Source organism: Kitasatospora sp. NPDC052868, assembly GCF_044547105.1.
Taxonomy (GTDB): Bacteria; Actinomycetota; Actinomycetes; order Streptomycetales; family Streptomycetaceae; genus Kitasatospora.
The window spans coordinates 116,350-140,903 of sequence record NZ_JBITZW010000003.1; the positions used below are offsets into that span (position 1 = coordinate 116,350).

General features: G+C 69.0%; 20 protein-coding genes. 15 read left to right on the forward strand and 5 right to left on the reverse strand.

The genetic code is table 11. The annotated features are described in order from the left end of the window. Window positions 1–324 precede the first annotated feature (324 nt). The 15 genes from ACIGZJ_RS06990 to ACIGZJ_RS07060 all read left to right on the forward strand — a co-directional run bounded on the left by ACIGZJ_RS06990 (window position 325) and on the right by ACIGZJ_RS07060 (window position 18,237). Window positions 325–1,962, forward strand: coding sequence for an ABC transporter substrate-binding protein (locus ACIGZJ_RS06990; protein ID WP_396456303.1), 1,638 nt, complete (start codon window positions 325–327; stop codon window positions 1,960–1,962). 88 nt (window positions 1,963–2,050) lie between these two features. Beyond that, entirely contained in the window at window positions 2,051–2,995 is a 945-nt protein-coding gene (locus ACIGZJ_RS06995; RefSeq protein WP_387944486.1) for an ABC transporter permease, read from the forward strand. Beyond that, entirely contained in the window at window positions 2,988–3,926 is a 939-nt protein-coding gene (locus ACIGZJ_RS07000; RefSeq protein WP_396456304.1) for an ABC transporter permease, read from the forward strand. The genes ACIGZJ_RS06995 and ACIGZJ_RS07000 overlap by 8 nt, the downstream gene beginning before the upstream one ends. Before the next feature lie 19 nt (window positions 3,927–3,945). After that, window positions 3,946–4,995, forward strand: a complete 1,050-nt coding sequence (locus tag ACIGZJ_RS07005) for an ABC transporter ATP-binding protein (protein ID WP_396456305.1) — start codon at window positions 3,946–3,948, stop codon at window positions 4,993–4,995. Next, window positions 4,988–6,007: an ABC transporter ATP-binding protein gene (locus tag ACIGZJ_RS07010; RefSeq protein ID WP_396456306.1), complete on the forward strand. Its 1,020-nt coding sequence runs from the start codon at window positions 4,988–4,990 to the stop codon at window positions 6,005–6,007. Before ACIGZJ_RS07005 ends, ACIGZJ_RS07010 begins: the two co-directional genes overlap by 8 nt. A gap of 172 nt (window positions 6,008–6,179) precedes the next feature. Continuing rightward, complete coding sequence (locus ACIGZJ_RS07015) at window positions 6,180–7,799, forward strand: ABC transporter substrate-binding protein (protein ID WP_396456307.1); 1,620 nt, start codon at window positions 6,180–6,182, stop codon at window positions 7,797–7,799. A 115-nt stretch (window positions 7,800–7,914) separates the two neighbouring features. After that, complete coding sequence (locus tag ACIGZJ_RS07020; protein WP_387944476.1) at window positions 7,915–8,841, forward strand: ABC transporter permease; 927 nt, start codon at window positions 7,915–7,917, stop codon at window positions 8,839–8,841. Window positions 8,842–8,917: 76 nt separating this feature from the next. Then, window positions 8,918–9,832 (forward strand): ABC transporter permease, encoded by a 915-nt coding sequence (locus ACIGZJ_RS07025; RefSeq protein WP_392929654.1) that lies wholly within the window; start codon window positions 8,918–8,920, stop codon window positions 9,830–9,832. Window positions 9,833–9,847: 15 nt separating this feature from the next. After that, window positions 9,848–10,897, forward strand: coding sequence for an ABC transporter ATP-binding protein (locus tag ACIGZJ_RS07030; protein ID WP_396456308.1), 1,050 nt, complete (start codon window positions 9,848–9,850; stop codon window positions 10,895–10,897). Further along, window positions 10,890–12,041 (forward strand): ABC transporter ATP-binding protein, encoded by a 1,152-nt coding sequence (locus tag ACIGZJ_RS07035; protein ID WP_396456309.1) that lies wholly within the window; start codon window positions 10,890–10,892, stop codon window positions 12,039–12,041. Before ACIGZJ_RS07030 ends, ACIGZJ_RS07035 begins: the two co-directional genes overlap by 8 nt. A gap of 419 nt (window positions 12,042–12,460) precedes the next feature. After that, on the forward strand, window positions 12,461–14,107 hold the full coding sequence (locus ACIGZJ_RS07040) for an ABC transporter substrate-binding protein (protein WP_396456310.1): 1,647 nt from the start codon (window positions 12,461–12,463) through the stop codon (window positions 14,105–14,107). A 93-nt stretch (window positions 14,108–14,200) separates the two neighbouring features. After that, window positions 14,201–15,145, forward strand: a complete 945-nt coding sequence (locus ACIGZJ_RS07045) for an ABC transporter permease (RefSeq protein WP_392928945.1) — start codon at window positions 14,201–14,203, stop codon at window positions 15,143–15,145. After that, window positions 15,138–16,121, forward strand: a complete 984-nt coding sequence (locus ACIGZJ_RS07050) for an ABC transporter permease (RefSeq protein WP_396456311.1) — start codon at window positions 15,138–15,140, stop codon at window positions 16,119–16,121. Before ACIGZJ_RS07045 ends, ACIGZJ_RS07050 begins: the two co-directional genes overlap by 8 nt. A 15-nt stretch (window positions 16,122–16,136) precedes the next feature. Beyond that, window positions 16,137–17,225, forward strand: coding sequence for an ABC transporter ATP-binding protein (locus ACIGZJ_RS07055; protein WP_396456312.1), 1,089 nt, complete (start codon window positions 16,137–16,139; stop codon window positions 17,223–17,225). Beyond that, window positions 17,218–18,237, forward strand: coding sequence for an ABC transporter ATP-binding protein (locus tag ACIGZJ_RS07060; RefSeq protein ID WP_396456313.1), 1,020 nt, complete (start codon window positions 17,218–17,220; stop codon window positions 18,235–18,237). The genes ACIGZJ_RS07055 and ACIGZJ_RS07060 overlap by 8 nt, the downstream gene beginning before the upstream one ends. A gap of 59 nt (window positions 18,238–18,296) precedes the next feature. On the opposite strand, the gene ACIGZJ_RS07065 is transcribed toward ACIGZJ_RS07060, so the two are convergent. From ACIGZJ_RS07065 to ACIGZJ_RS07085, 5 genes are all read right to left on the reverse strand, one after another. Further along, the gene (locus ACIGZJ_RS07065) at window positions 18,297–20,063 is read right to left on the reverse strand and encodes an ABC transporter family substrate-binding protein (RefSeq protein ID WP_396456314.1); all 1,767 of its coding nucleotides are present in this window, start codon (window positions 20,061–20,063) and stop codon (window positions 18,297–18,299) included. Window positions 20,064–20,192: 129 nt separating this feature from the next. Then, window positions 20,193–22,427 carry a hypothetical protein gene (locus tag ACIGZJ_RS07070; protein WP_396456315.1) on the reverse strand — a complete coding sequence of 745 codons (2,235 nt, stop codon included), beginning with the start codon at window positions 22,425–22,427 and terminating at the stop codon, window positions 20,193–20,195. A gap of 252 nt (window positions 22,428–22,679) precedes the next feature. Continuing rightward, complete coding sequence (locus tag ACIGZJ_RS07075) at window positions 22,680–23,141, reverse strand: DUF6113 family protein (RefSeq protein ID WP_396456316.1); 462 nt, start codon at window positions 23,139–23,141, stop codon at window positions 22,680–22,682. Next, window positions 23,138–24,082, reverse strand: a complete 945-nt coding sequence (mshB, locus tag ACIGZJ_RS07080) for an N-acetyl-1-D-myo-inositol-2-amino-2-deoxy-alpha-D-glucopyranoside deacetylase (protein ID WP_396456317.1) — start codon at window positions 24,080–24,082, stop codon at window positions 23,138–23,140. Before mshB ends, ACIGZJ_RS07075 begins: the two co-directional genes overlap by 4 nt. A 30-nt stretch (window positions 24,083–24,112) precedes the next feature. Continuing rightward, window positions 24,113–24,307 (reverse strand): DUF2304 family protein, encoded by a 195-nt coding sequence (locus ACIGZJ_RS07085; RefSeq protein WP_030307746.1) that lies wholly within the window; start codon window positions 24,305–24,307, stop codon window positions 24,113–24,115. Between the last annotated feature and the right edge of the window lie 247 nt (window positions 24,308–24,554).

The window sequence follows — 24,554 nt, forward strand, 5'->3', positions numbered from 1 at the left end:
GAATAGCGCTTACCACGGTCAGGTGTCCGCTGAGCGAACGTGACAGTCCGTCATTCATGACGACTGTCCGTTTAATGCCTGTCTGGGTATGCCTTATATGTCCGATTTTCGGAACTTACCGACCGTTCATGTGACCTAATTGAGATCGGCATTGGTCACTTTCGTGTCCGTCCGTGACACATAGTGGGTGCAGTCAGGCTCGGGTCAAGGGTTAACGCGCAGGGGTGCGCGCCGAAACCACGAGCGCGGACGGCACAACGGAAGCGGCGTCAGTCGCCCGTGGTGCTCTCCTCGTTGGAAAGTCGATTTCAGGAGGCATCCCCCATGCGCGGTGCAACCCAGACCAAGTGGATCGTCGCGGCGACCGCGATCGCTCTCGCGGCGACCGCTTGCAGCACCAGCTCGAAGAGCAGTGACAGCAAGGCCTCGTCGGGTGGCGGCAGCATCGCCGTCGAGCTGGGCGAGCCGCAGCACGGTCTGGTGCCGCAGAACACCGCCGAGTCCGAGGGCACCGAGGTCGAGAACGCGATCTTCGCCGGCCTGGTCGACTACGACCGCAAGACCAACGCCCCGAAGCTGCGCGTGGCCGAGTCGATCGAGACCGCCGACAGCAAGGTCTGGACGATCAAGCTGAAGGACGGCTACACCTTCCACAACGGTGAGAAGGTCACCGCCCAGTCCTTCGTGGACGCCTGGAACTGGGGCGCCAACCAGGACAACGCCGCCGAGGGCCTGCCCTTCTACGCGAAGATCGAGGGCTCCGAGGAGCTGGCTCCGGGCAAGGACAAGAAGCCCTCCGCCAAGGAGCTCAAGGGCCTGAAGGTCGTCGACGACAAGACCTTCACCGTCACCCTGTCGGCGCCGTTCTCGCAGTTCAAGACGATGCTCGGGTACAACCCGTTCTACCCGCTGCCGAAGGCGTTCTTCAACGACCCGAAGGCGTTCGGCGACAAGCCGATCGGCAACGGCCCGTTCGAGATGGACGGCGCCTGGGAGCACAACAAGCAGATCAAGGTCAAGCGCTACGAGAACTTCCCGGCCTCCGACGGCAAGGCGAAGCTCCAGGGCGTCACCTTCAAGATCTACGACAACCTGGACACCGCGTACAACGACCTGCGCGCCGACAACATCCAGGCCACCGACAAGCTGCCGATCTCGGCGCTGTCGACCGTGAAGAGCGAGTTCGGCGACCGCTACATCTACAAGCCGGAGTCCGGCGTCGGCTACATCGGCTTCCCGATCGCGACGAACCCGGCCGCCTACGGCAAGCCGGAGATCCGCAAGGCGATCTCGATGGCGATCGACCGCGAGGCGATCACCAAGACGATCTTCTCGGGCACCCGCGTCCCGGCCGACGACTTCGTCAACCCGCTCATCCCGGGTTACCGCAAGGGCGCCATGGGCGACGCGGCGAAGTACGACCCGACCAAGGCCAAGGAGCTGTGGACCACGGCCGGCGGTGTCCCGAACAACACCATCGAGCTGGGCTACAACGCCGACGGCGGCCACAAGGAGTGGATCGAGGCGGTCGGCAACCAGCTGAAGAAGAACCTCGGCGTCGAGGTCACCTTCAAGCCGTTCGAGAAGTTCGGCAAGATCCTGGACTCGCTGGGTGCCAAGGAGTACCAGGGCGCCTTCCGCATGGCGTGGTCGATGGACTACCCGTCGATCGAGGACTACCTGCGCCCGATCTTCTCGAAGATCGCGATCGAGAACGGCTCGAACTACGGCGGTTACGTCAACGACAAGTTCGAGACCCTGCTCGACCAGGCCGACCAGGCGAAGACGGACGACGAGGCCATCAAGCTGTACCAGCAGGCCGACGACGTCCTGGTCCAGGACCTGCCGTACATCCCGGTGTACACCTACATGTCCTCCGCCGCGTACAGCAAGAAGATCAAGAACTTCGACACCGACGCTCAGGGTCGTATGAACCTGGCCGAGGTCGAGCTCGCCGGCTGACCGGTAGTCAGACGATCGGGGGCGGGCGGACCGGACTACAGTCCGAGTCCTCCCGCCTCCCTTCCTTGTCCGAAAGTATGGAGGTCTGATGGGCCGCTATGTCATCCGCCGACTGATACAGGCGATCCCTGTTCTGATCGGTGCGACGTTCCTGATCTACGCCGTGGTGTTCGCACTCCCCGGTGACCCGGTACAGGCGCTCGCCGGCGAGAAGCGCGCCGACCCGATCGTGGCGGAGATGATCCGCCAGAAGTACCACCTGAACGACCCGTTCCTGCTCCAGTACTGGAACTACATCACGGGCGTCTTCCAGGGGGACCTCGGGGAGAGCCTGACCGGTCGCCAGGTGAGCGACATGATCAGTGAGGCGTTCCCGTACACCGTCAACCTCGCCTTCGTCGCCTTCATCATCGAGGCGGTCATGGGCGTGCTGGCGGGTGTCATGGCAGCCCTGCGCAAGGGCAAGTTCATCGACCAGCTGGTCCTCATCAGCACGCTGTTCGTGATCTCGATCCCGGTCTTCGTCACCGGCTTCATCCTCCAGCTGATCCTGGGTGTGAAGCTGAAGAACGACTACGGCATCGACTTCTTCCCGGTCTCCTTCAACGAGGAGGACGGACTGCGGGCCTACCTGCTGCCGGCCCTCGTGCTGGCGTCCACCTCGCTGGCCTACGTCGCCCGACTGACCCGCACCAGCCTGATGGAGACCATGCGCGCGGACTACGTCCGCACCGCGGTCGCCAAGGGCCTGAAGCGCCGTCGGGTGATCGGGCGCCACGCCCTGCGCAACGCGCTGATCCCGATCGTCACCTTCCTCGGTGCCGACCTCGGCGGTCTCATGGGTGGCGCGGTCATCACCGAGAAGATCTTCAACATGCACGGCATCGGCGGTCTGCTCGCCCAGTCCGTGTACCAGAAGCAGGGCACGGTGATCGTGGGTGTGGTCACCCTGCTGGTGCTGATCTACCTGATCACCACCCTGCTCGTGGACCTGCTGTACGCCGTGCTCGACCCGAGGATCCGCTATGAGTGACACCATCACCGTGGGCAGCGAGGCCCCGGAGGACAAGACCCCCAAGGCCGCGCCGGACAAGAAGCAGAAGCCGGAGCGGGTGGCCAGCCTCTGGACCGACGCGCTGCGCGACCTGCGTCGCAACCCGATCTTCATCATCGGAGCCGTGCTGGTCTCCGCACTGCTGGTGATCGCCGTCGTGCCCCAGCTGTTCACCGACGGCAGCCCGCTCGCGGGCGGTGCCTGCGACCTCGCCAACTCCCTGAAGCGCCCGAGCGCCGAGCACTGGTTCGGCTTCGACGTGCAGGGCTGCGACGTCTACACCCGCACGGTGTGGGGCGCCCGCAACTCGATCATCGTCGGCGTGCTCACCACCACCGTGGTGACCCTGATCGGCACCCTGCTCGGCCTGCTGGCCGGCTGGGTCGGCGGCATCACCGACAGCATCCTGTCGCGCTTCACCGAGATCTTCTTCTCGATCCCGCTGCTGCTCGGCGGCATGCTGATCATGTCGATGCTCGGCAAGGGCAACGCCTACACCGTCTCCGTCGTGATGGCGGTCCTCGGCTGGCCGCAGATCTTCCGCATCATGCGCGCCTCGGTGATCTCCAACAAGCACAACGACTACGTGATGGCGGCCCGTGCGCTCGGCGCCGGCGCCTACCGGATCACCTTCCGGCACATCCTGCCGAACGCCATCGCGCCGGTCATCGTCGTCTCCGCGATCAGCCTGGGCGTCTACATCGGCGCCGAGGCCGCCCTGTCCTACCTGGGCATCGGTGTGCAGTCCCCGGAGATCTCCTGGGGTCTGATGATCAGCGACGCCCAGCCCCGCTTCCTGAACGCCCCGCACGTCCTGCTCTTCCCGTCCGCGGTGCTGAGCGTCACGGTGCTGGCCTTCATCATGCTCGGCGACGCGGTCCGCGACGCCCTCGACCCGAAGCTCCGCTGAGAGAAGAGGTGACGACCCGATGACCACCGTGATCGAGAAGAACCAGAAGAGCGGACGCCTTGAGGTTGGCACCCCGCTGCTGGAGGTCCGTGACCTCCACGTGGAGTTCCACACCCGGGACGGCGTCGCCAAGGCCGTGAACGGCGTCAACTACTCCGTGGCCGCCGGTGAGACCCTGGCGGTGCTCGGCGAGTCCGGCTCCGGCAAGTCGGTGACCGCCCAGACCATCATGGGCATCCTCGACATGCCGCCCGGCAAGATCAGCCAGGGCCAGATCCTCTTCCGCGGCGAGGACATGCTCGCCATGAAGGAGGAGGAGCGCCGGCTGATCCGCGGCCAGAAGATCGCGATGATCTTCCAGGACGCGCTGTCCTCGCTGAACCCCGTGATGACCGTCGGCGACCAGCTCGGCGAGATGTTCCGGGTGCACCGCGGCGCCTCCAAGAAGGAGGCCCGGGAGAAGGCCGTCGAGCTGATGGAGCGGGTGCGCATCCCCGCCGCCCGCCAGCGCGTGGGCGACTACCCGCACCAGTTCTCCGGCGGTATGCGCCAGCGCATCATGATCGCGATGGCGCTCTCCATGGAGCCGGACCTGATCATCGCCGACGAGCCCACCACCGCCCTGGACGTCACCGTCCAGGCCCAGGTGATGGACCTGCTGGCCGAGCTGCAGGCCGAGTACAACATGGGCCTGATCCTGATCACCCACGACCTCGGCGTGGTCGCCGACGTCGCGGACAAGATCGCCGTGATGTACGCGGGCCGGATCGTCGAGACGGCCCCGGTGCACGAGCTGTACGCCAACCCGGCGCACCCGTACACCAAGGGTCTGCTCCGCTCCATCCCGCGCCTGGACCAGAAGGGCCAGGAGCTCTACGCGATCAAGGGTCTGCCCCCGAACCTGCTGAAGGTGCCGGCGGGCTGCGCGTTCAACCCTCGCTGTGACTTCGCCACCGACCAGTGCCGCACGGAGACCCCGAAGCTGCACCAGGTGTCGGACAAGGACGGCAAGGAGCTCACCGGCCGCCGCAGCGCGTGCCACCTTTGGAAGGAGACCCTCCATGGCTGAGCCCATCCTGGAGGTCAAGGACCTGGTCAAGCACTACCCGCTGACCCAGGGCATCCTCTTCAAGAAGCAGGTCGGCGCCGTCAAGGCGGTCGACGGCGTCTCCTTCGAGCTGGCCAAGGGTGAGACCCTCGGCATCGTCGGCGAGTCCGGCTGTGGCAAGTCCACGCTGGCCAAGGTGCTGATGAACCTGGAGCGGGCCACCTCCGGCCAGGTGCTGTTCAAGGGCGAGGACATCTCGAAGCTGTCCGGTGCCGGCCTCAAGGCCGTCCGCCGGAACATCCAGATGGTGTTCCAGGACCCGTACACCTCGCTGAACCCGCGCATGACGGTCGGCGACATCATCGGCGAGCCCTTCGAGATCCACCCCGAGGTGGCTCCCAAGGGCGACCGCCGCAAGGCCGTCCAGGACCTCCTGGACGTCGTCGGCCTGAACCCGGAGTACATCAACCGGTACCCGCACCAGTTCTCCGGCGGCCAGCGCCAGCGCATCGGCATCGCCCGCGGCCTCGCGCTCAAGCCCGAGATCATCATCTGCGACGAGCCGGTCTCCGCCCTGGACGTCTCCGTCCAGGCGCAGGTGATCAACCTGCTCGACCAGCTGCAGAGCGAGTTCGAGCTGTCGTACATGTTCATCGCGCACGACCTCTCCATCGTCCGGCACATCTCCGACCGCGTCGGCGTGATGTACCTCGGCAAGATGGTCGAGATCGGCACCGACGAGCAGATCTACGAGAACGCCACGCACCCGTACACCCAGGCGCTGCTGTCCGCGGTGCCGGTGCCGGACCCGACGGCGCGCGAGTCCCGCGACCGGATCATCCTGACCGGCGACATCCCCTCGCCGGCCAACCCGCCGTCCGGCTGCCGGTTCCGCACCCGCTGCTGGAAGGCGGAGGAGCGCTGCTCCACCGAGGTCCCGCTGCTGGCGGTCCCGTCCGTGCTGAGCGGCCCGGCCGCGCACGAGTCGGCCTGCCACTTCGCCGAGGTCCGCGAGGCGGCCGCCGCCGTCTGATCCCGAGGCGTTTCCCGGAAGGGCCCGTGACCATCGCGTCGCGGGCCCTTCCGGCGTTCCGTCAACTCTCCACCGGGCCCCGTGACCCATCCGGGGGTACCCGACTCGCGCCGCCGGGCGGCCGCGCTTCTCATGGGGTGTGATGCGACACACACCTTGAGGAGGGACCTCCATGCCCGCAGCTCCCCGCGCTCGTTGGGTTCTTGCCGGTGCGACATCCGTGGCCCTGGTGGCCGGCGGGTGCAGCAGCAGCGGAGGCGGAAGCAGTTCGTCGGACGCCGGCAAGACCTTCAGCTACCAGAGCAGCGAGCCGCAGAACCCGCTGCAGCCCGCGAACGCGAACGAGACGGGTGGCGGTCGCATCCTGCAGAACCTGTTCAAGGGGCTGGTGGACTACAACCCCAGCAACGCCGAGCTGCGGATGCAGGTCGCGCAGTCGATCGACACCAGTGACTCGCAGACCTTCAACGTCACGCTGAAGAGCGGCTGGACGTTCCACGACGGCACGCCGGTCAAGTCGAACAACTTCGTGGACGCCTGGAACTGGGCCGCGACCACCAGCAACAACCAGATCAACAGCTCCTGGTTCTCCGACATCGAGGGCTACCAGGACGTCCACCCGGCCTCCGGCCAGCCGACGACGAACAAGATGTCCGGGCTGACCGTCGTGGACGACACGCACTTCACCGTGAAGCTGAGCAGCAAGGTCTCGTACTTCGAGTACAAGCTCGGCTACATCGCCTTCTCGCCGCTGCCGGACGCCTTCTTCAACGACCCGGCCGGGTTCGGCCAGAAGCCGGTGGGCAACGGGCCCTACCAGTTCGTCAGCTGGGACCACAACCAGCAGGTGGTCACCAAGACCTACCCGAACTACCAGGGCGTCGACAAGCCGAAGAACGGCGGCGTCGTCTTCAAGATGTACAGCACCGCCGAGGCCGCCTACGCCGACCTGCAGTCCAACAACCTGGACGTGATGGACCAGGTGCCGCCGTCCGCGCTGGCGACGTACAAGGCCGACCTCGGCGACCGGGCGATCGACTCCCCGCAGGGTGCCATCCAGAACATCGGCTTCACGCTGTACCAGCCGGAGTGGGCCCCGCCGGAGAAGGCCAAGGTCCGCCAGGGCCTGTCGATGGCGATCGACCGGAACACCATCACCAAGACGGTGCTGCAGGGCTCGCGCGCACCGGCCAGCGCCTGGGTCGCCGACGGCGTCCAGGGCTACAAGGCCGGCCAGTGCGGTGACAACTGCAACTTCGACCCGGCCAAGGCCAAGCAGCTGATCACCGAGGGCGGCGGCGTCCCCGGAAACAAGCTGACGATCACCTACAACGCGGACGGCGGCCACAAGGAGTGGGTCGACGCGGTCTGCAACTCGATCCGGCAGAACACCGGGGTGGACTGCGTCGGCGATCCGAAGCCGGACTTCAAGACCGCCCGCGCGGCGATCACCGGACACACCATCAACGGTGCCTTCCGCACCGGCTGGGTGCAGGACTACCCGCTGAACGCCAACTTCCTCGCCGACGTCTACCGCACCGGCGCCGCGTCCAACGACTTCGGGTACAGCAGCCCGCAGTTCGACCAGCTGGCCACCCAGGCCGACCGGGCCGCCAGCATCGACGACACGGTGTCCGGCTACCAGCAGGCCGAGGCGGTGCTGGCGCAGGACATGCCCGCCATCCCGCTCTGGTACTACCGCACCAACTCGGGCTACTCGGCGAACGTCCAGAACGTCGCGTTCGACTCCTTCGGCAACCCGGCCTGGACCCAGGTCGAGGTCAAGGGCTGATCCCACCCCGTGCCGGCCCCGTCCTCCCCGCACGGAGGGCGGGGCCCGGGCACTCGGTCCAACGGCCCTCCGCACCCGGTCACGGGCCGACCAGTCACTTAGGAAGGAGGCTCGGATGGGAAGTTACGTGCTGCGGCGGGTGCTGCAGATGATCCCGGTGTTCTTCGGCTCCACATTCCTGATCTTCCTGATGGTCTACACGCTGCCGGGGGACCCGGTCGCGGCGCTGTTCGGGGACAAGGCCGCGGACCCCGCGGTGGTGGCCAACCTCAAGCACAAGTACTACCTCGACCAGCCGCTCTGGAAGCAGTACCTGCACTACATGGGGAACCTCTTCCAGGGCGACTTCGGGACGAGCTTCACCGGCCGCTCGGTCACCGACATCATGGCGGACGCCTTCCCGGTGACCATCCGGCTGGCGCTGATGGCCTTCGCCTTCGAGCTGATCGTCGGGCTGACGCTCGGCCTGGTCTCCGGCCTCAAGCGCGGCAGCGTCCAGGACACCCTGGTGCTGATCCTCACCCTGGTGGTGATCTCGATCCCGGTGTTCGTGCTCGCCTACATCGCCCAGACGATCTTCGCGACCAACCTGGGCTGGGTCACCCCGACCGTGCAGGACTCGACGGACCTCTCCCAGCTGATCCTGCCCGCGATCGTGCTGGGTTCGCTCTCCCTCGCCTACGTCGCCCGGCTCACCCGGACGTCGATCGGGGAGAACCTGCGGGCCGACTACATGCGTACCGCGGTCGCCAAGGGCCTGCCCCGGCGCACCGTCATCACCCGCCACCTGCTGCGCAACTCGCTGATCCCGGTGGTCACCTTCCTCGGCACCGACCTCGGAGCGCTGATGGGCGGTGCGATCGTCACCGAGGGGATCTTCAACGTCCAGGGCATCGGCAACGTGCTGTACCGGGCGATCAACCAGAAGGAGGGCCCCACCGTGGTCGGCATCGTGACCGTCCTGGTGATCGTCTACCTGGTCGCCTCCCTGATCGTCGACCTGCTCTACGCGGTCCTGGACCCGAGGATCCGCTATGCCTGACCTGCATGACGACAGCGAGTTCAAGCCACACCCGGCGCCCGGAGTCGACCATCTCGACTACGCCGGCGAGCAGGGCATGGCGGTTGAGCAGGAGACGCTGGTCGAGGGCGACCCGGCCAAGCGCGAAGAGGCCCGCAGCCTCTGGGGCGACGCCTGGCGGGATCTGCGGCGGCGGCCGATCTTCCTGATCTCGGCGCTGCTGATCCTGCTGCTGGTCGTGATGTCGATCTTCCCGTGGGCGTTCACCGATGCCAACCCGCGCCAGGCCGACCTGATCAACGACTACCTCAAGCGCCCGGACTGGACGGACTTCTTCGGCGCCGGCTGGTTCGGCTACGACGGCCAGGGCCGGTCCATCTACGCCCGGGTGGTCTACGGGGCCAGGGCCTCGATCACCGTCGGCATCTTCGTGACCCTGGGGGTCACCCTGCTCGGCGGACTGACCGGCATGGTCGCCGGCTACTTCGGCGGCGCGGTGGACGCCGTGATCTCCCGGATCGTCGACATCTTCTTCGGCATCCCGCTGCTGCTCGGCGCGCTGGTCCTGCTGGGGGCCTTCTCGGCCCGCACGGTGTGGAGCGTGGTCGTCGCCCTCGCGGTCCTCGGCTGGACGCAGATCGCGCGCGTCATGCGCGGCGCCGTCCTGACCGTCAAACAGTCCGACTACGTGGTGGCCGGCCGCGCACTCGGCGCGGGCACCGGGCGGCTGATGTTCCGGCACATCCTGCCGAACGCACTCGCCCCGGTGATCGTCGTGGCCACCATCGCGCTGGGCGGCTACATCGCGACCGAGGCCACCCTGAGCTTCCTCGGCATCGGGCTGCAGGACCCGACCATCTCCTGGGGCATCGACATCGCCTCCGCCCAGAAGGTGATCCGGACGGCCCCGTACGTGCTCTTCTTCCCGGCCGCGGCGCTCTCCGTCACCGTGCTGGCCTTCATCATGCTGGGCGACGCGGTGCGCGACGCCCTCGACCCGAAGCTTCGCTGAGCGAGGGGAGCCATCGTGACCACAGCTGTCGACACCGGCAAGCCGAAGCGGGAGGCGCCCTACGAGGGGCCGCTGCTGGACGTCCGGGACCTGCACGTGGAGTTCGTCACCCGGGACGGCGTGGCGAAGGCGGTCAACGGGGTCAACTACAGCGTCCGCGCGGGGGAGACCCTGGCGGTGCTGGGGGAGTCCGGTTCGGGCAAGTCGGTGACCGCGCAGGCGATCATGGGCATCCTGGACATGCCCCCGGCCCGGATCCCCCAGGGGGAGATCCGCTTCCGGGGCGAGGACATGCTGAAGATGGGCAAGGAGGAGCGGCGCAGGATCCGCGGGCAGAAGATCGCGATGATCTTCCAGGACGCGCTGTCCTCGCTCAACCCGGTGCTCTCGGTGGGCTTCCAGCTCGGCGAGATGTTCCGGGCCCACCACGGGACCTCGCGCAAGGACGCCAAGGCGAAGGCCGTCGAGCTGATGGATCGGGTGCGCATCCCGGCGGCGAAGGACCGGGTCAACGACTATCCGCACCAGTTCTCCGGCGGCATGCGCCAGCGCATCATGATCGCGATGGCGCTGGCGCTGGAGCCCGACCTGATCATCGCGGACGAGCCCACCACCGCCCTGGACGTCACCGTCCAGGCCCAGGTGATGGACCTGCTGGCCGAGCTGCAGGCCGAGTTCCACATGGGGCTGATCCTGATCACCCACGACCTCGGCGTGGTCGCCGACGTCGCGGACAAGATCGCGGTGATGTACGCGGGCCGGATCGTCGAGACGGCGCCCGTGCACGAGCTGTACGCGAGCCCGGCGCACCCGTACACCCGGGGCCTGCTGGACTCGATCCCGCGGCTGGACCAGAAGGGCCAGGAGCTGTACGCGATCAAGGGGCTGCCGCCCAACCTGCTGCGGATCCCGCCGGGTTGCGCGTTCAACCCGCGCTGCCCGCGGGCCCAGGAGATCTGTCGGGCCGAGGTGCCCCGACTCTTCCAGGTCACCGAGGACGACGGCACCGAGTCGGCGGGGCGGGGCAGCGCCTGCTTCTTCTGGAAGGAGACCCTCCATGGCTAACGGGGCCAGCCCGCTCGGACCCGCGGTGCCGGAGGAGATCGCGTTCGCCCAGGAGGTGCCGCGCGGTGAGCCGATCCTCGAAGTCCGGGACCTGGTCAAGCACTTCCCGCTGACCAGGGGCGTCGTCTTCAAGAAGCAGGTCGGCGCCGTGAAGGCGGTCGACGGGGTCAGCTTCGACCTGGTCCAGGGCGAGACGCTGGGCATCGTGGGCGAGTCCGGCTGCGGCAAGTCGACGCTGGCCAAGGTGCTGATGAATCTGGAGCCGGCCACCGGCGGCTCGGTGCGCTACAAGGGCGAGGAGATCTCCCGGCTCTCCGGCGCGGGGCTCAAGGCGGTGCGGCGGAACATCCAGATGGTGTTCCAGGACCCGTACACCTCGCTGAACCCGCGGATGACGGTCGGCGACATCATCGGCGAGCCCTTCGAGATCCACCCGGAGGTGGCGCCGAAGGGCGACCGCCGCAAGGCCGTCCAGGACCTGCTGGACGTGGTCGGCCTCAACCCGGAGTACATCAACCGGTACCCGCACCAGTTCTCCGGCGGCCAGCGCCAGCGCATCGGCATCGCCCGGGGGTTGGCGCTCAAACCGGAGGTGATCATCTGCGACGAGCCGGTCTCCGCGCTGGACGTCTCCGTCCAGGCGCAGGTGATCAACCTGCTGGAGCAGCTCCAGGGCGAGTTCAACCTCTCCTACATGTTCATCGCCCATGACCTCTCGATCGTCCGGCACATCTCCGACCGGGTCGGCGTGATGTACCTCGGCAAGATGGTCGAGATCGGCTCCGACCTGGAGATCTACGACCACGCGACCCACCCGTACACCCAGGCGCTGCTGTCCGCGGTGCCGGTGCCGGACCCGACGGCGCGCGAGTCCCGCGACCGGATCGTGCTCACCGGGGACGTCCCCTCGCCGGCCAACCCGCCGTCCGGCTGCCGGTTCCGCACCCGCTGCTGGAAGGCGCAGGAGCGCTGTGCCACCGAAGTCCCGCTGCTGGCCGCGCCGGCCTGGCTGAGCGGCCTGGCCGCGCACGAGTCGGCCTGCCACTTCGCCGCGGAGCGCGGGCCCGGGGCGGAGGCGGTGGAGCCGTCCTCGTCGTCGCCACCGCCGTCGCCCTCGCCGCCGTCCCCGCCGGAAACCGGTTGACACGCCCGTAGCGATCCGTAACAAGAGCGCGCCCTCCCCTCGGAGGGCGCGCTCTTGCGTTGTCCTGCGGAAACTCCGAATGCCGGTCGACCGGCATGTTCATTTCCGCTCATTACGCTACGTAAAGCATCGGATACCGGAGATTATTGTTCGTTATCCGGAAACCGGAATCCCATACTCCGGGCGCGATATGCAGGAATTGGCGAGCATTGTCACGACTTGGTCTGAGCATGTAATTGAAAAGAGATGTGATGGCGATTCCGTGGAAGGGGTCGGGTGATCGATAGTTGCTCTGCGCGTATCAGTGGTCACCTCGCCAACTGTGTGGACGGCCCTGAGATGTCGATCCTCGCCATGCCCGGCACACCGAGTGGCGGGGCGCCGTTCGTTCGTAAGCCCCTAAATCGAGAGGCAGTTGAATGAGGCTCACCAAGACGATGCGTTGGACCGCACTCGCGGCGTGCACCGCCCTCGCGATCTCCGCCTGCAGCACCGGCAGCGGGAAGAAGTCCTCCGAGCAGGCGAGCGGCGGGTCGGGCAAGAAGGGCGGCTCGATCAGTGTCGAGCTGGGTGAGCCGCAGCACGGCCTGGTGCCGCAGAACACCGCGGAGTCCGAGGGCGCCGAGGTGCTCAACGCGATCTTCGCCGGCCTGGTCGACTACGACATCAAGGACAACTCGCCGAAGCTCCGGGTCGCCGAGTCGATCGAGTCCCCGGACGCGACCACCTGGACGATCAAGCTCAAGGACGGCTACACCTTCCACAACGGGGAGAAGGTCAACGCCCAGTCCTTCGTCGACGCCTGGAACTACGGGGCGAACCAGGACAACGCGCAGGAGGCGCTGCCGTTCTTCGACAAGATCCTCGGCTCCGACGAGCTGGCGCCCGGCAAGGACAAGAAGCCCACCGCCAAGGAGCTCAAGGGCCTGAAGGTCGTCGACGACAAGACCTTCACCGTCACCCTCAAGGCGCCGTTCTCCCAGTTCAAGACCATGCTGGGCTACAACGCCTTCTTCCCGCTGCCGAAGGCGTTCTTCACCGACCCGAAGGCCTTCGAGGACGCGCCGATCGGCAACGGCGCCTTCCAGCTGGACGGGAAGTGGGAGCACAACAAGCAGATCAAGGTGAAGCGGTACGAGAACTTCCCGGCGTCGGACGGAAAGGCCAAGCTGGATTCCGTCACCTTCAAGATTTACGACAAGCTGGAAACCGCGTACAACGATCTCCGCGCCGACAACATCCAGATCACCGACAAGCTTCCGATCTCGGCGATGGGGACGGTCGCGCAGGAGTTCGGTGACCGCTACATCTACAAGCCGGATTCCGGGGTCGGCTACATCGGATTCCCGATCGCGACGAACCCGGCGTTCGCGAATCCGGACATCCGGAAGGCGATCTCCATGGCGATCGACCGCGAGTCGATCACCAAGACGATCTTCTCGGGCACCCGGAAGCCCGCCGACGACTTCATCAACCCGATCATTCCCGGGTACCGCCAGGGCGCGCTCGGCGACATCTCCAAGTACAACCCGGCGAAGGCGAAGGCGCTCTTCACCACGGCCGGCGGCCTGCCCGGCAACACGATGGAGATCGGCTACAACGCCGACGGCGGCCACAAGGAGTGGATCGAGGCCGTCGGCAACCAGCTGAAGGCCAACCTCGGCATCGAGGTCACCTTCAAGCCCTTCGAGAAGTTCGGCGCCATCCTCACCGCGCTGGGCGACAAGAAGTACTCCGGGGCCTTCCGCATGGCCTGGTCGATGGACTACCCGTCGATCGAGAACTACCTGCGGCCGATCTTCTCCAAGGTCGCCATCGAGAACGGCTCCAACTACGGCGGCTACGTCAACGAGGAGTTCGAGTCCCTGCTGGCGAGGGCGGACGCCGCCAAGACCGACGCCGAGGGCATCAAGCTCTACCAGCAGGCCGACGACATCCTGATCAAGGACCTCCCGTACATCCCGGTCTACACCTACATGTCCTCCGCGGCGTACAGCAAGACCGTGAAGAACGTGAACGTCAACGCCCAGGGGCAGATGGACCTGGCCGACGTCGAGCTGGCCTGACCGGAGTCCACCTGACCGGTACGCGCTGATGGGCGGTGCGGGAAACCCCCGCGCCGCCCGTCACCGGCGTGCCCCGAACCACGAGGAGGCCGCATGGGCCGCTATGTGGTCCGCCGGATCATCCAGGCCATACCTGTGATCCTCGGCGCGACGTTCCTTATCTACGCACTGGTCTTCCTGCTGCCTGGCGATCCCATTACGGCACTGGCCGGTGAGAAGCGGCAGGACCCGGCCGTGGTGGCCGTCCTGCGGGACCGGTACCACCTGGACGACCCCTTCTTCATCCAGTACTGGGATTACCTGGTCGGCCTGTTCAAGGGCGACTTCGGCGAGGACTACCGCGGCAACGCGGTGGTGGACGTGATGAAGACGGCGTTCCCGTACACCATCAACCTGGCGCTGACCGCCCTGGTCATCGAGATGGCGGTGGGTGTCACGGCGGGCATGGTCGCCGCCCTGCGGCGCGGCCGGTTCATCGACAACGTGGTGCTGATCTCGACCCTGATGGTCATCTCGATCCCGGTCTTCGTGATCGGCTTCGTGCTCCAGCTGATCCTCGGGGTGAAACTCAACACCGACTACGGCATCGACTTCTTCCCGGTCTCCTTCAACGAGGAGGCGGGCTTCCGGTCCTATCTGCTGCCCGCGTACGTCCTGGCCTCCACCTCGCTGGCGTACGTCGCCCGGCTCACCCGGACCAGCCTGATCGAGGTCATGCGGGCGGACTACGTCCGGACGGCGGTCGCCAAGGGCCTGAGCCCGTTCCGGGTGGTGGTCCGGCACGGCCTGCGCAACGCGCTGATCCCGATCGTCACCTTCCTGGGCATGGACCTCGGCGGGCTGATGGGCGGTGCGGTCATCACCGAGGGCATCTTCAACATCCCCGGGGTCGGACACCAGCTCTTCCAGTCCGTCTACCTGCGCGAACGCACCATCGTGGTCGGCATCGTGAGCGCCCTGGTGCTGGTCTACCTGCTGGCCAACCTGGTGGTCGACCTGCTGTACGCCGTCCTGGACCCGAGGATCCGCTATGAGTGAGCCGACGAAGAGCGAGCGCGAGAACCTGACCGTCTCGATCCCCGGGCAGCCCGGCTCCGGCTCCGCCGGGAGCGGACCGGCCGCCGAGGCGCAGGCCGCCACGAAGGTGGACGGCGGCGAACGGGTCGCCAGCCTCTGGACCGACGCCTGGTACGACCTGCGGCGCAACCCGCTGTTCCTGATCGGCGGGGTGCTGGTGCTGTTCATGGTGGCGCTCGCCGTCGCCCCGCAGCTGTTCACCGACCAGGACCCGAACTCGGGCGGTTTCTGCAACCTGTCCGACTCGCTGAAGCGGCCCAGCGCCGACCACTGGTTCGGCTTCGACGTCCAGGGCTGCGACATCTACACCCGGACCGTCTGGGGCGCCCGCAACTCCATCATCGTCGGCATCCTGACCACCACGCTGGTCGTCGCGGTCGGCGGCGTGCTGGGCCTGTGGGCGGGCTGGATCGGCGGGATCTGGGACAGCGTGCTCTCCCGGATCACCGAGATCTTCTTCGCCATCCCGCTGCTGCTCGGCGGCATGCTGATCATGTCCACCTGGAAGACCGGCAACGCCTGGACGGTCTCCGCGGTGATGGCCGTGCTCGGCTGGCCGCAGATCTACCGGCTGATGCGCTCGGCGGTGCTCTCCAACAAGCACAACGACTACGTGGTCGCGGCCAAGGCGCTGGGGGCCGGCACCCGGCGGATCGTCAGCCGGCACATCCTGCCGAACGCGGTGGCGCCGGTGATCGTGGTGTCGACCATCAACCTGGGCGTCTACATCGGCGCCGAGGCCGCGCTCTCCTACCTGGGCATCGGCATCCAGTCCCCGGCGATCTCCTGGGGCCTGATGATCAGCGACGCCCAGTCCCGCTTCCTGAACGCCCCCCATGTGCTGCTGTTCCCGGCCGTCGTGCTGAGCATCACCGTGCTGGCGTTCATCATGCTCGGCGACGCGGTCCGCGACGCCCTCGACCCCAAGCTGCGCTGAGGGAGGCCGCGGACGATGAGTGACGCGACAAGGCTGTCGAAGGACGGCGTGCCGGGGAGGCCCGCGGTGGAGGTGGTCGGCGGCCGGGAGAGCCTGGTGCCCGGCACGCCGCTGCTGGAGGTCGACGACCTGCACATCGAGTTCCACACCCGGGACGGCGTGGCCAAGGCCGTCAACGGGGTGAGCTACTCGGTGTCCGCCGGCGAGACCCTGGCGGTGCTGGGGGAGTCCGGTTCGGGCAAGTCGGTGACCGCGCAGGCGATCATGGGCATCCTGGACATGCCCCCGGGGAAGATCACCGCCGGATCGATCCGGTTCCGCGGCGAGGACCTGCTGACCATGAGCCCCAAGGCCCGGCGGGCGGTGCGCGGCCGGAAGATCGCGATGATCTTCCAGGACGCGCTGTCCTCGCTCAACCCGGTGCTCAGCGTGGGCTACCAGCTCGGCGAGATGTTCCGCGTGCACCAGGGCGCCTCGCGCAAGGAGGCGAAGGAGAAGGCCGTCGAGCTGATGGAGCGGGTGCGCATCCCCGCCGCCCGCCAGCGGGTGGGGGACTACCCGCACCAGTTCTCCGGCGGTATGCGCCAGCGCATCATGATCGCGATGGCGCTGGCGCTGGAGCCCGACCTGATCATCGCGGACGAGCCCACCACCGCCCTGGACGTCACGGTCCAGGCCCAGGTGATGGACCTGCTGGCCGAGCTGCAGTCCGAGTTCAACATGGGCCTGATCCTGATCACCCACGACCTCGGCGTGGTCGCCGACGTCGCGGACAAGATCGCGGTGATGTACGCGGGCCGGATCGTCGAGACGGCGCCCGTGCACGAGCTGTACGCGCGCCCGGCCCACCCGTACACCAAGGGCCTGCTCAACTCGATCCCCCGGCTGGACCAGAAGGGCCAGAACCTCTACGCGATCCAGGGTCTGCCGCCAAGCCTGCTGCGGATCCCGCAGGGCTGCGCGTTCAACCCGCGCTGCGACCGGGCGGCGGACCGCTGCCGGAGCGAACTCCCGCGACTGGTACCGCTACTGGACACCGAGGGGGCCGACCTGCCGGGCCGCCGCAGCGCCTGCCACTTCTGGAAGGAGACCCTCCATGGCTGAGCCCATCCTGGAGGTGAAGGACCTGGTCAAGCACTATCCGCTGACCCAGGGCATCGTCTTCAAGAAGCAGGTCGGCGCGGTGAAGGCGGTCGACGGCATCTCCTTCGACCTGCGGAAGGGCGAGACCCTCGGCATCGTGGGCGAGTCCGGCTGCGGGAAGTCCACGCTGGCCAAGGTGCTGATGAACCTGGAACGGGCCACCTCCGGCCAGGTGCTGTTCAAGGGCGAGGAGATCACCCGGCTCTCCGGCGCCGGCCTGCGGGCGGTGCGGCGGAACATCCAGATGGTGTTCCAGGACCCGTACACCTCGCTGAACCCGCGGATGACGGTCGGCGACATCATCGGCGAGCCCTTCGAGATCCACCCCGAGGTGGCGCCGAAGGGCGACCGCCGCAAGGCCGTCCAGGACCTGCTGGACGTGGTCGGCCTCAACCCGGAGTACATCAACCGGTACCCGCACCAGTTCTCCGGCGGCCAGCGCCAGCGCATCGGCATCGCCCGGGGGTTGGCGCTCAAGCCGGAGGTGATCATCTGCGACGAGCCGGTCTCCGCGCTGGACGTCTCCGTCCAGGCGCAGGTGATCAACCTGCTCGACCAGCTGCAGAGCGAGTTCGAGCTGTCGTACATGTTCATCGCGCACGACCTCTCGATCGTCCGGCACATCTCCGACCGCGTCGGCGTGATGTACCTCGGCAAGATGGTCGAGATCGGCACGGAGGACGAGATCTACGTCCACCCGACCCACCCGTACACCCAGGCGCTGCTGTCCGCGGTGCCGGTGCCGGACCCGACCGGGCGGGAGCGGCGCGAGCGCATCCTGCTCAGCGGCGACCTGCCCTCGCCGGCCAACCCGCCGTCCGGCTGCCGGTTCCGCACCCGCTGCTGGAAGGCGCAGGAGCGCTGTGCCACCGAAGTCCCGCTGCTGGCGGTGCCGTCCGTGCTGAGCGGGCCGGCCGCGCACGAGTCGGCCTGCCACTTCGCCGAGGTGCGGGACGTGATCGGCGCCGGCTGAGCGCACGGCGGCGGCCGGGCCCCGGAGCGGGAGGCCTCCCGCTCCGGGGCCCGGCCCGTTCACTTCTGGAAGCCGACGTTCTCCCAGACGATGTCGGACAGGCCCTGGGCGCCGATGTTGGCCAGGTTCGCGCGGGCGCCGTACAGCTGCGGGCGCTGGTACAGCGGCAGCACCCCGGCCACCTTCCACAGCTCGCCGTCGGCCTGGTTGATCGCCTCGAAGGCGGTGGCCGCGTCGGTCGCGGCGGAGGCCCGGTCGAGGGCGGCGTCGACGACGGTGCTGCCGGCCTGGGCCTGGTTGGTGCCGCCGCCCAGGACGAAGTTGGCGCGGCTGCCGGAGGCGGGGAAGGGCGTACCGAGCAGCGAGTACGCGGCGATGTCGAAGTCCCGCCGGTTGACGTACTTGTCGAAGAACTCGTTGGCGTTGGCGGTGACGGTGGTGACCTTGACGCCGACGTCCTTGAGCATCCGGGTGGTGACCGAGGCCTCGTTCTGGGCCTGGGTGACGCCGGCGGGGATGACCATCCGCAGGTTCAGCTCCCGGCCGTCCTTCTTGCGGACGTCGCCGTCGAGCTTCCAGCCGGCCGCCTCCAGCTTGTGGACGGCGTCGTCCGGGTCGAAGCGGCTGAGGCCGAGGGAGTTGTCCCGGTAGGCGTTCTGGTTGGCCACCAGCAGGTGGTTGTTGAGGGTGACGGTCGGCCAGTCCAGACCGCTGAGGTCGGAGCGGGTGATGGCGTCCCGGTTGATCGCCTGGAACAGGGCCTGGCGGACGGCCGGGTCGGTCAGCACCGGGCTCTTGGCGTTCAGCGTGAACTGGCGGAAGTCCGGGCCGCCGGCCCGCCGGACGGCGGCGCCCTTGGTGCTCTTGATGACCTGGTAACCGGCCACGTCCGGGCCGTTGTTGAAGAAGTCGACCTCGCCCTTGGCGAAGGCCGCGGCCATGGTGTTGGGGACCATGGCGTGGAAGACGATCCGGTCCAGCAGCGGCTTGTCGCCCCACCAGCCCGGGTCGGCGGCCAGCGTGACGGTCTGGCTCGCCCGGTCCAGCTTCTCGACCTTGAACGGGCCGGCGGTGAGCGGGATGGCGTCCAGGTAGGAGGTGTTGAACAGCTCCGGGGTGGCGACCTTGGAGGCGGGCAGCAGCGGGGCGTTGGCGGCGCCGTTGAACATCGACTGCCACTCGGAGAACGGGCGATCGAAGGTCATCACGGCCTGGAAGTCGTCCTTGCCCCGCTCGACCGAGGAGACCAGCTCGAACCCGGTGTTGCTGGAGGCCCGGTAGGCGGCGTCCCGGCCGTTCAGGGCCTTCCAGTTGGCCTCGATGTCCCGCCAGGTGATCGAGGTGCCGTCGGACCAGTGGGCCTTCGGGTTGAGCGTCCAGGTGACCACCTGGCGGCCGTCCCTCAGCTCGGACCGGGCGTCCTGGAGGTAGGCCGGGTTGACGCTCTGGGTGCCGGCCGCGTCGGAGCGGAAGAAGGTCGGCAGCAGCGGCTTGGTGACGCTGATGGTGGAGGACTCGCTGCCGTCGGCCTGGATCGGCGACCACTGGGCGGAGAACTGGGCGATCGCGACGTTCAGCGTGCCGCCCTGGCGCAGCTCGGCGCGGTCGTGCGGGTTGATGTCGACGGCGGTGAGCTTGGGCGTCTCGGCCACGCCGGGGAGCGCCTGGCCGCTGCCGCCGCCCGCCGTGCCACAGGCGCAGAGCGTCAGGGACAGTGCGACGGCGCCGAGGCCGGCCGCCAGGGCCGTCCGGCGGGACGGTGCGGACCGGTGGGACAGGACCGTTCGGTGGGACAGGGCCGTTCGGTGCGGCGCGGGGCGGCCCATGCTGGTTCTCCCTGGTACGGATGTGGCGGAGGGTATGGCGTCACATCTTGCTGACCTGGGGGAGGAGTTGTCGAGGGGCGGGCCCGGATCCGGGCCCGCCCCTCGGTGCTGCGCCTACGTCGGGTCGGCTCAGACGACGGTGAACTTGAAGGTGCGGTCCTTCTCGCCGGACTTGTCCATCACCGAGGTGATGGCGTCGGCGACGTCCTGCGGGGTGATCGCGGCGGTCTGGCCGTTCTTCTTGACCTTCACCTTGTCGAAGACGCCGGCGAGCTGGCCGTTGAGCGCCTCCAGGTCCCACTTCGGCGCGATCTTGCCGGAGGCGTCGGGGACGAGGGTGAGCACCTTGGGTGCGGTGAGCTTGCCGAAGTCCCACCGCTTGACGCCGGCCGTGATGCGCACGTTGCCGTTGACCGCGGCCTTGCCCAGGCTGTCCGCGGCGGCCTGCAGGGCCTGCGGGGAGACCTTGGGCTGGGCGGCCGTGACGGTGAGCGCGACGGGCTGCTCGGTCTTGCCCGCGGCGCGGTCGCGGTAGGCCTGCTCCACCTGGTCGACGGCGGAGGCGGAGTCCACGGCCTGGCCGGCCTTGCCGGGCACCACGACGGGCTCGCCGGCCTCGTTGAACTTGACGTAGCCCTCCTGGAGGCCCTGTCCGGACCCGCCGGCCAGGGCGTCCAGTGCGGCCTTCAGCTTGGCGCGGTCCACCTTGACCTGCGGCGGGACGGCCTTCTCGCCGCCCTTCAGCGAGGTGATCACGTCGACCGGGCTGTAGCTGTGCCGGGTGAGGTTGTCCACGGTGGCCGTGGTGTCGAAGCTCAGCCCGGCGGCGACCGGGTCGAGGTCCAGCGCCTGGTCGCCGACCTTCAGCTTGACCGGCTGCCGGCCGGCCTTGCCGACCGTCTCGTCGAGCTGGTGGATCGCCTGGTCGCGGTTGCTGCCGCCGATGTCCGTGCCGAGCACCACGGTGCCCTTGGGGACGTCGGACTGGTTCAGCATCAGCCCGGTGCCGTACGCGGCGGCGCCGAGGAACAGCACACCGCCGATGCCGTAGACGCCGAGCTTGACGATCTTCTTGCCGGCGCCGCCGCGCTTGGGCGCGGGCTTGGCGGCGGCGGGCTTCTTCGGCGCGGGCGCGGGGGCCGCTGCGGCCGGGGCTCCGGCGTCCGGGCCTCCGGCGTCCGGGGCGGGCTCGGAGTCGAACGCGATGTCGAAGGGGTCGCCCGCCGGGGCGAAGGGCTCGCCCGGTCGACCGGGGGTGCCGGGGAACAGGCCGGGAGCCGAGGGGGCGAACGGGTCGCCACCGGCCGGGGCGGCGGCGAACAGGCCCGGCTGCGACCGGCCGTCCGGCGCGGCGCCGTTCTGCGGGAGGCCGTGCTGGGGCATGCCGTGCTGCGGCAGGCCGGGTATGGCGGCGGGCGGCGGCGTGTTCTCGCGGATCGGCTCGAAGCCGTCCACCGAGGTGTCCTCGGGGTCGGCGGCGCCGGGCCGGGCGCCCGTCGGCAGGCCGGAGCCCTGCGGCGGGCCGGACCGGTGGCCGCCGGGCTGCTGGGGGGCCGGTCGGCCGGCGCCCGGGCCGAAGGGGTCGGCGGCGGGGGCCGCGGTGGCGAACGGGTCCGCCGGGAGGCCGTCCTCGTACACGCCGGCCTCGTCCGCCGGGGTGTCCGGGCCGGTGCCGAACGGCGAGGCGGGCGCGCCGGTCGGACGCGGGGCGGGCACCGCGCGGTCGTTCGGGCGGGCCGCGCCGGGGCCGGCCGCCGGGGCGGGCCGGGCACCGTTCGACCGGGCGGCCTTCGGGCGGGCCTCGGCGCCGCCGGCGGGGGCCGCCGAACCGGCGGCCGCGCCGGGGGCACCGGCCGGGACGGGCGCGGTGGCGGGCCCGTCGGACGAGCCCTTCTTCTGCCGCGGCCGGAACCAGGCGCCGGTGGACTCGGACTCCGAGGTGGCCGGCGGGATCTGCCACTCGGGCGGCAGGTTCGGCGGCGTGGCGGTGCGGGCGCCGCCGTCCATCACCCCGAGCACGGGGGACGCGGGGGCGGCCGAGCGGTGCCGGGGGCCGGCCGGCTCGGGCGCGGCCGACGGGGCCTCCTCGGCCGGGCCGTCCTCGTTCTTGACGGTGCTGCGGACCACCACCGGGGGGATCGGGCGCGAGCCGGGGATGTTGATCCGGACCCTGGTGGTCAGCGTGGTCTCGGTCTTCGGGGTCTCGTCCTCGCCGCCCGCCGCCGGGCCCTGGGCGGAGCCGGCACCCGTCCGGTCGCCGCCGGGGAAGCCCGGTGTGCCGTAGGGCGGGGTGCCCGACGGGTAGGCGTCCGGCCCCGTCCGCCGAGGCGTCGGGTGGGCGTTGTCAGATTCGCGGCTGCTCAATGCTGCTCTGCTCCGGGTTCGCGGGCGTGGCCGTTGGGGCGCGACCGTGGTTCATGGGCGCCGGGCCTGGCGGGCGGCGGTCGGGTTAGGGCGTTCTGCGGCACCACCATACTGGGAAGAACTGACCGGTGAACTGGTTCGAATAGAACCTGATACGTCCGGTTCCTCCGTTATGAGAGTACGGTCGTGTGGTCCTGACTGCTCGTCGTGCCAGGGGTGCTGGGCGGTACCGTACGCCTGTGGGCCCGCTGGTCAGCGCGGCGGGCCGGGTACTCCGGGGAACCAGCTGGTCCGGGTGGGCAGGGTGGCGCAGATCACGCCGAGGATCGAGCCCGCGAACAGCCAGGCGTACGAGGTCGCGTTGGTCCACAGGACGTTGTCGCCCTCCGGCCGCGGGACCATCACCAGCAGCAGCGCCAGGAACCAGCCGGCCGCGGGCAGCCCCGCGCCGAGCCGGGTGCCGGTCACCCGCAGGCCCGCGTAGAAGGTGGCGCCGGTGGCGGCGAGTGCCAGCAGGACTCCCACGGGCGGCCACAAGGCCTGCACAAAGGCTCCGCAGACCGACACCGCCGCACCCAGCAGGAAGAACAGGACATAAGCCACGATCCGCCCCGCCCGCGGGGGCTGAGGCTCGGCCAGCCGCTCGGCGCGGGTGCCGAGGACGGTGGCCGGGATCGAGCGGCGCGGCGGCCGGCGGTCGGCGGGCTCGGTCATCGGGCGCTCTCCTCGGGGGTGTGGTCCGTACCGGCCGGGTCGTTCGCGCCGTCCAGGCCGTCCGTGGCGTCCAGGCCCGCGAAGAGGTCGTCCTCCGGGAGCCGGGGCCCGGCCTGGCCGCGGACCAGCTGGTAGTACTCGGTGGCGATCAGCGGCTGGCCGAGGTCGTTGGAGAGCGCGAAGAAGGCGCCGTCCACGGTGATCTGGGTGGCGTGCGCGGCCATCGCCGCCGCTTTCCGGTCGGCGTACGCCGCGCCGTCCAGCACCGTGGTGATCTCGCCGTCGTCCACCACGCCCGGGACGTCGGCGGGCACCGCGACGCCGGGGAACGGCGCCTTGGCGGCGGTCTCGCGCAGGCCCTGCTCGATCACCGAGCGGGGCATCCGGTTCCAGTACACCTTGGCGATCCGCCAGGCCGGGCCCAGCTCGGGCCTCCAGGCGGGGTCGGCGGCCAGCTCGAACGCGCGCATCGCGACCCGGTGCGCCTGGATGTGGTCGGGGTGCCCGTAGCCGCCGTCCGGGTCGTAGCCGACCAGCACCTGCGGCCGCACCTCGCGGACCACGGCGACCAGGTGGCCGGCCGCCTCGTCGACGTCGGCCTGCCAGAAGCAGCCCGGCACGTCGTTGTCGGGGACGCCCATCATCCCGGAGTCGCGGTAGCGGCCCGGGCCGCCCAGGAAGCGGAAGTCGGCGACGCCGACCGCGTCCATGGCCGCGGTCAGCTCGCCGATCCGGTACGGGCCGAGGGTGTCGTCCCGATCCGCCGTCAGGTGCGCCAGCTCGGGCGGGATCACCTCGCCGCCCTCGCCGAGGGTGCAGGTCACCAGGGTGACCCGGGCGCCCTCGGCGGCGTACCGGGCCATCGTGGCGCCGTTGCCGATCGACTCGTCGTCGGGGTGCGCGTGCACCAGGAGCAGGCGGCGGCCGGTAGTCGCGGTCATGGGAGCAGCCTAACGACCGCGGATCGGGGGTCAGAGCTTCAGGCCGTTGATCATCCCGGCGAGGTTGCTGGTGACCTGGCTGATCGAGGGGGCGATGGAGCTGGACGCCAGGTAGAAGCCCAGCAGCGCGCAGACGATCGCGTGCGCGAGCTTCAGACCGGAGCGGCGGATCAGCACCACCACGATGACCAGCATCAGCATGGCTGCGGAGATGGACAAAGCCATGGCGGCTCACACCCCTTCTCGGGTGCGCCGCCCTCGGGAGGGCGGCGGTCGGGACCGTGCGGGACAGGCGGCCGGGTGGTCGGCGGCCCGGGACGGGGCCTGGCGATCACTCGTCGAACCAGTCATACCCGATGGGTGAGGGGCGTATTACGTTCAGTGAGGCCGCACGCGCCGGGGCATGGCGGCATCCGTGGGGCGCATGGGCCGGTCGGAGGGGGTGTGGACCCCTTCGGTGCACACTTCCGGG

Coding starts and splice junctions, on each gene's coding strand:
- mshB (WP_396456317.1), bottom strand. CDS start 24,082: ATGACCGCGACTACCGGCCGCCGCCTGCTCCTGGTGCACGCGCACCCC.
- ACIGZJ_RS07010 (WP_396456306.1), top strand. CDS start 4,988: ATGGCTGAGCCCATCCTGGAGGTCAAGGACCTGGTCAAGCACTACCCG.
- ACIGZJ_RS07015 (WP_396456307.1), top strand. CDS start 6,180: ATGCCCGCAGCTCCCCGCGCTCGTTGGGTTCTTGCCGGTGCGACATCC.
- ACIGZJ_RS06995 (WP_387944486.1), top strand. CDS start 2,051: ATGGGCCGCTATGTCATCCGCCGACTGATACAGGCGATCCCTGTTCTG.
- ACIGZJ_RS07060 (WP_396456313.1), top strand. CDS start 17,218: ATGGCTGAGCCCATCCTGGAGGTGAAGGACCTGGTCAAGCACTATCCG.
- ACIGZJ_RS07020 (WP_387944476.1), top strand. CDS start 7,915: ATGGGAAGTTACGTGCTGCGGCGGGTGCTGCAGATGATCCCGGTGTTC.
- ACIGZJ_RS07025 (WP_392929654.1), top strand. CDS start 8,918: ATGGCGGTTGAGCAGGAGACGCTGGTCGAGGGCGACCCGGCCAAGCGC.
- ACIGZJ_RS07035 (WP_396456309.1), top strand. CDS start 10,890: ATGGCTAACGGGGCCAGCCCGCTCGGACCCGCGGTGCCGGAGGAGATC.
- ACIGZJ_RS07055 (WP_396456312.1), top strand. CDS start 16,137: ATGAGTGACGCGACAAGGCTGTCGAAGGACGGCGTGCCGGGGAGGCCC.
- ACIGZJ_RS07085 (WP_030307746.1), bottom strand. CDS start 24,307: ATGGCTTTGTCCATCTCCGCAGCCATGCTGATGCTGGTCATCGTGGTG.
- ACIGZJ_RS07050 (WP_396456311.1), top strand. CDS start 15,138: ATGAGTGAGCCGACGAAGAGCGAGCGCGAGAACCTGACCGTCTCGATC.
- ACIGZJ_RS07000 (WP_396456304.1), top strand. CDS start 2,988: ATGAGTGACACCATCACCGTGGGCAGCGAGGCCCCGGAGGACAAGACC.
- ACIGZJ_RS07075 (WP_396456316.1), bottom strand. CDS start 23,141: ATGACCGAGCCCGCCGACCGCCGGCCGCCGCGCCGCTCGATCCCGGCC.
- ACIGZJ_RS07005 (WP_396456305.1), top strand. CDS start 3,946: ATGACCACCGTGATCGAGAAGAACCAGAAGAGCGGACGCCTTGAGGTT.
- ACIGZJ_RS07065 (WP_396456314.1), bottom strand. CDS start 20,063: ATGGGCCGCCCCGCGCCGCACCGAACGGCCCTGTCCCACCGAACGGTC.
- ACIGZJ_RS07045 (WP_392928945.1), top strand. CDS start 14,201: ATGGGCCGCTATGTGGTCCGCCGGATCATCCAGGCCATACCTGTGATC.
- ACIGZJ_RS06990 (WP_396456303.1), top strand. CDS start 325: ATGCGCGGTGCAACCCAGACCAAGTGGATCGTCGCGGCGACCGCGATC.
- ACIGZJ_RS07040 (WP_396456310.1), top strand. CDS start 12,461: ATGAGGCTCACCAAGACGATGCGTTGGACCGCACTCGCGGCGTGCACC.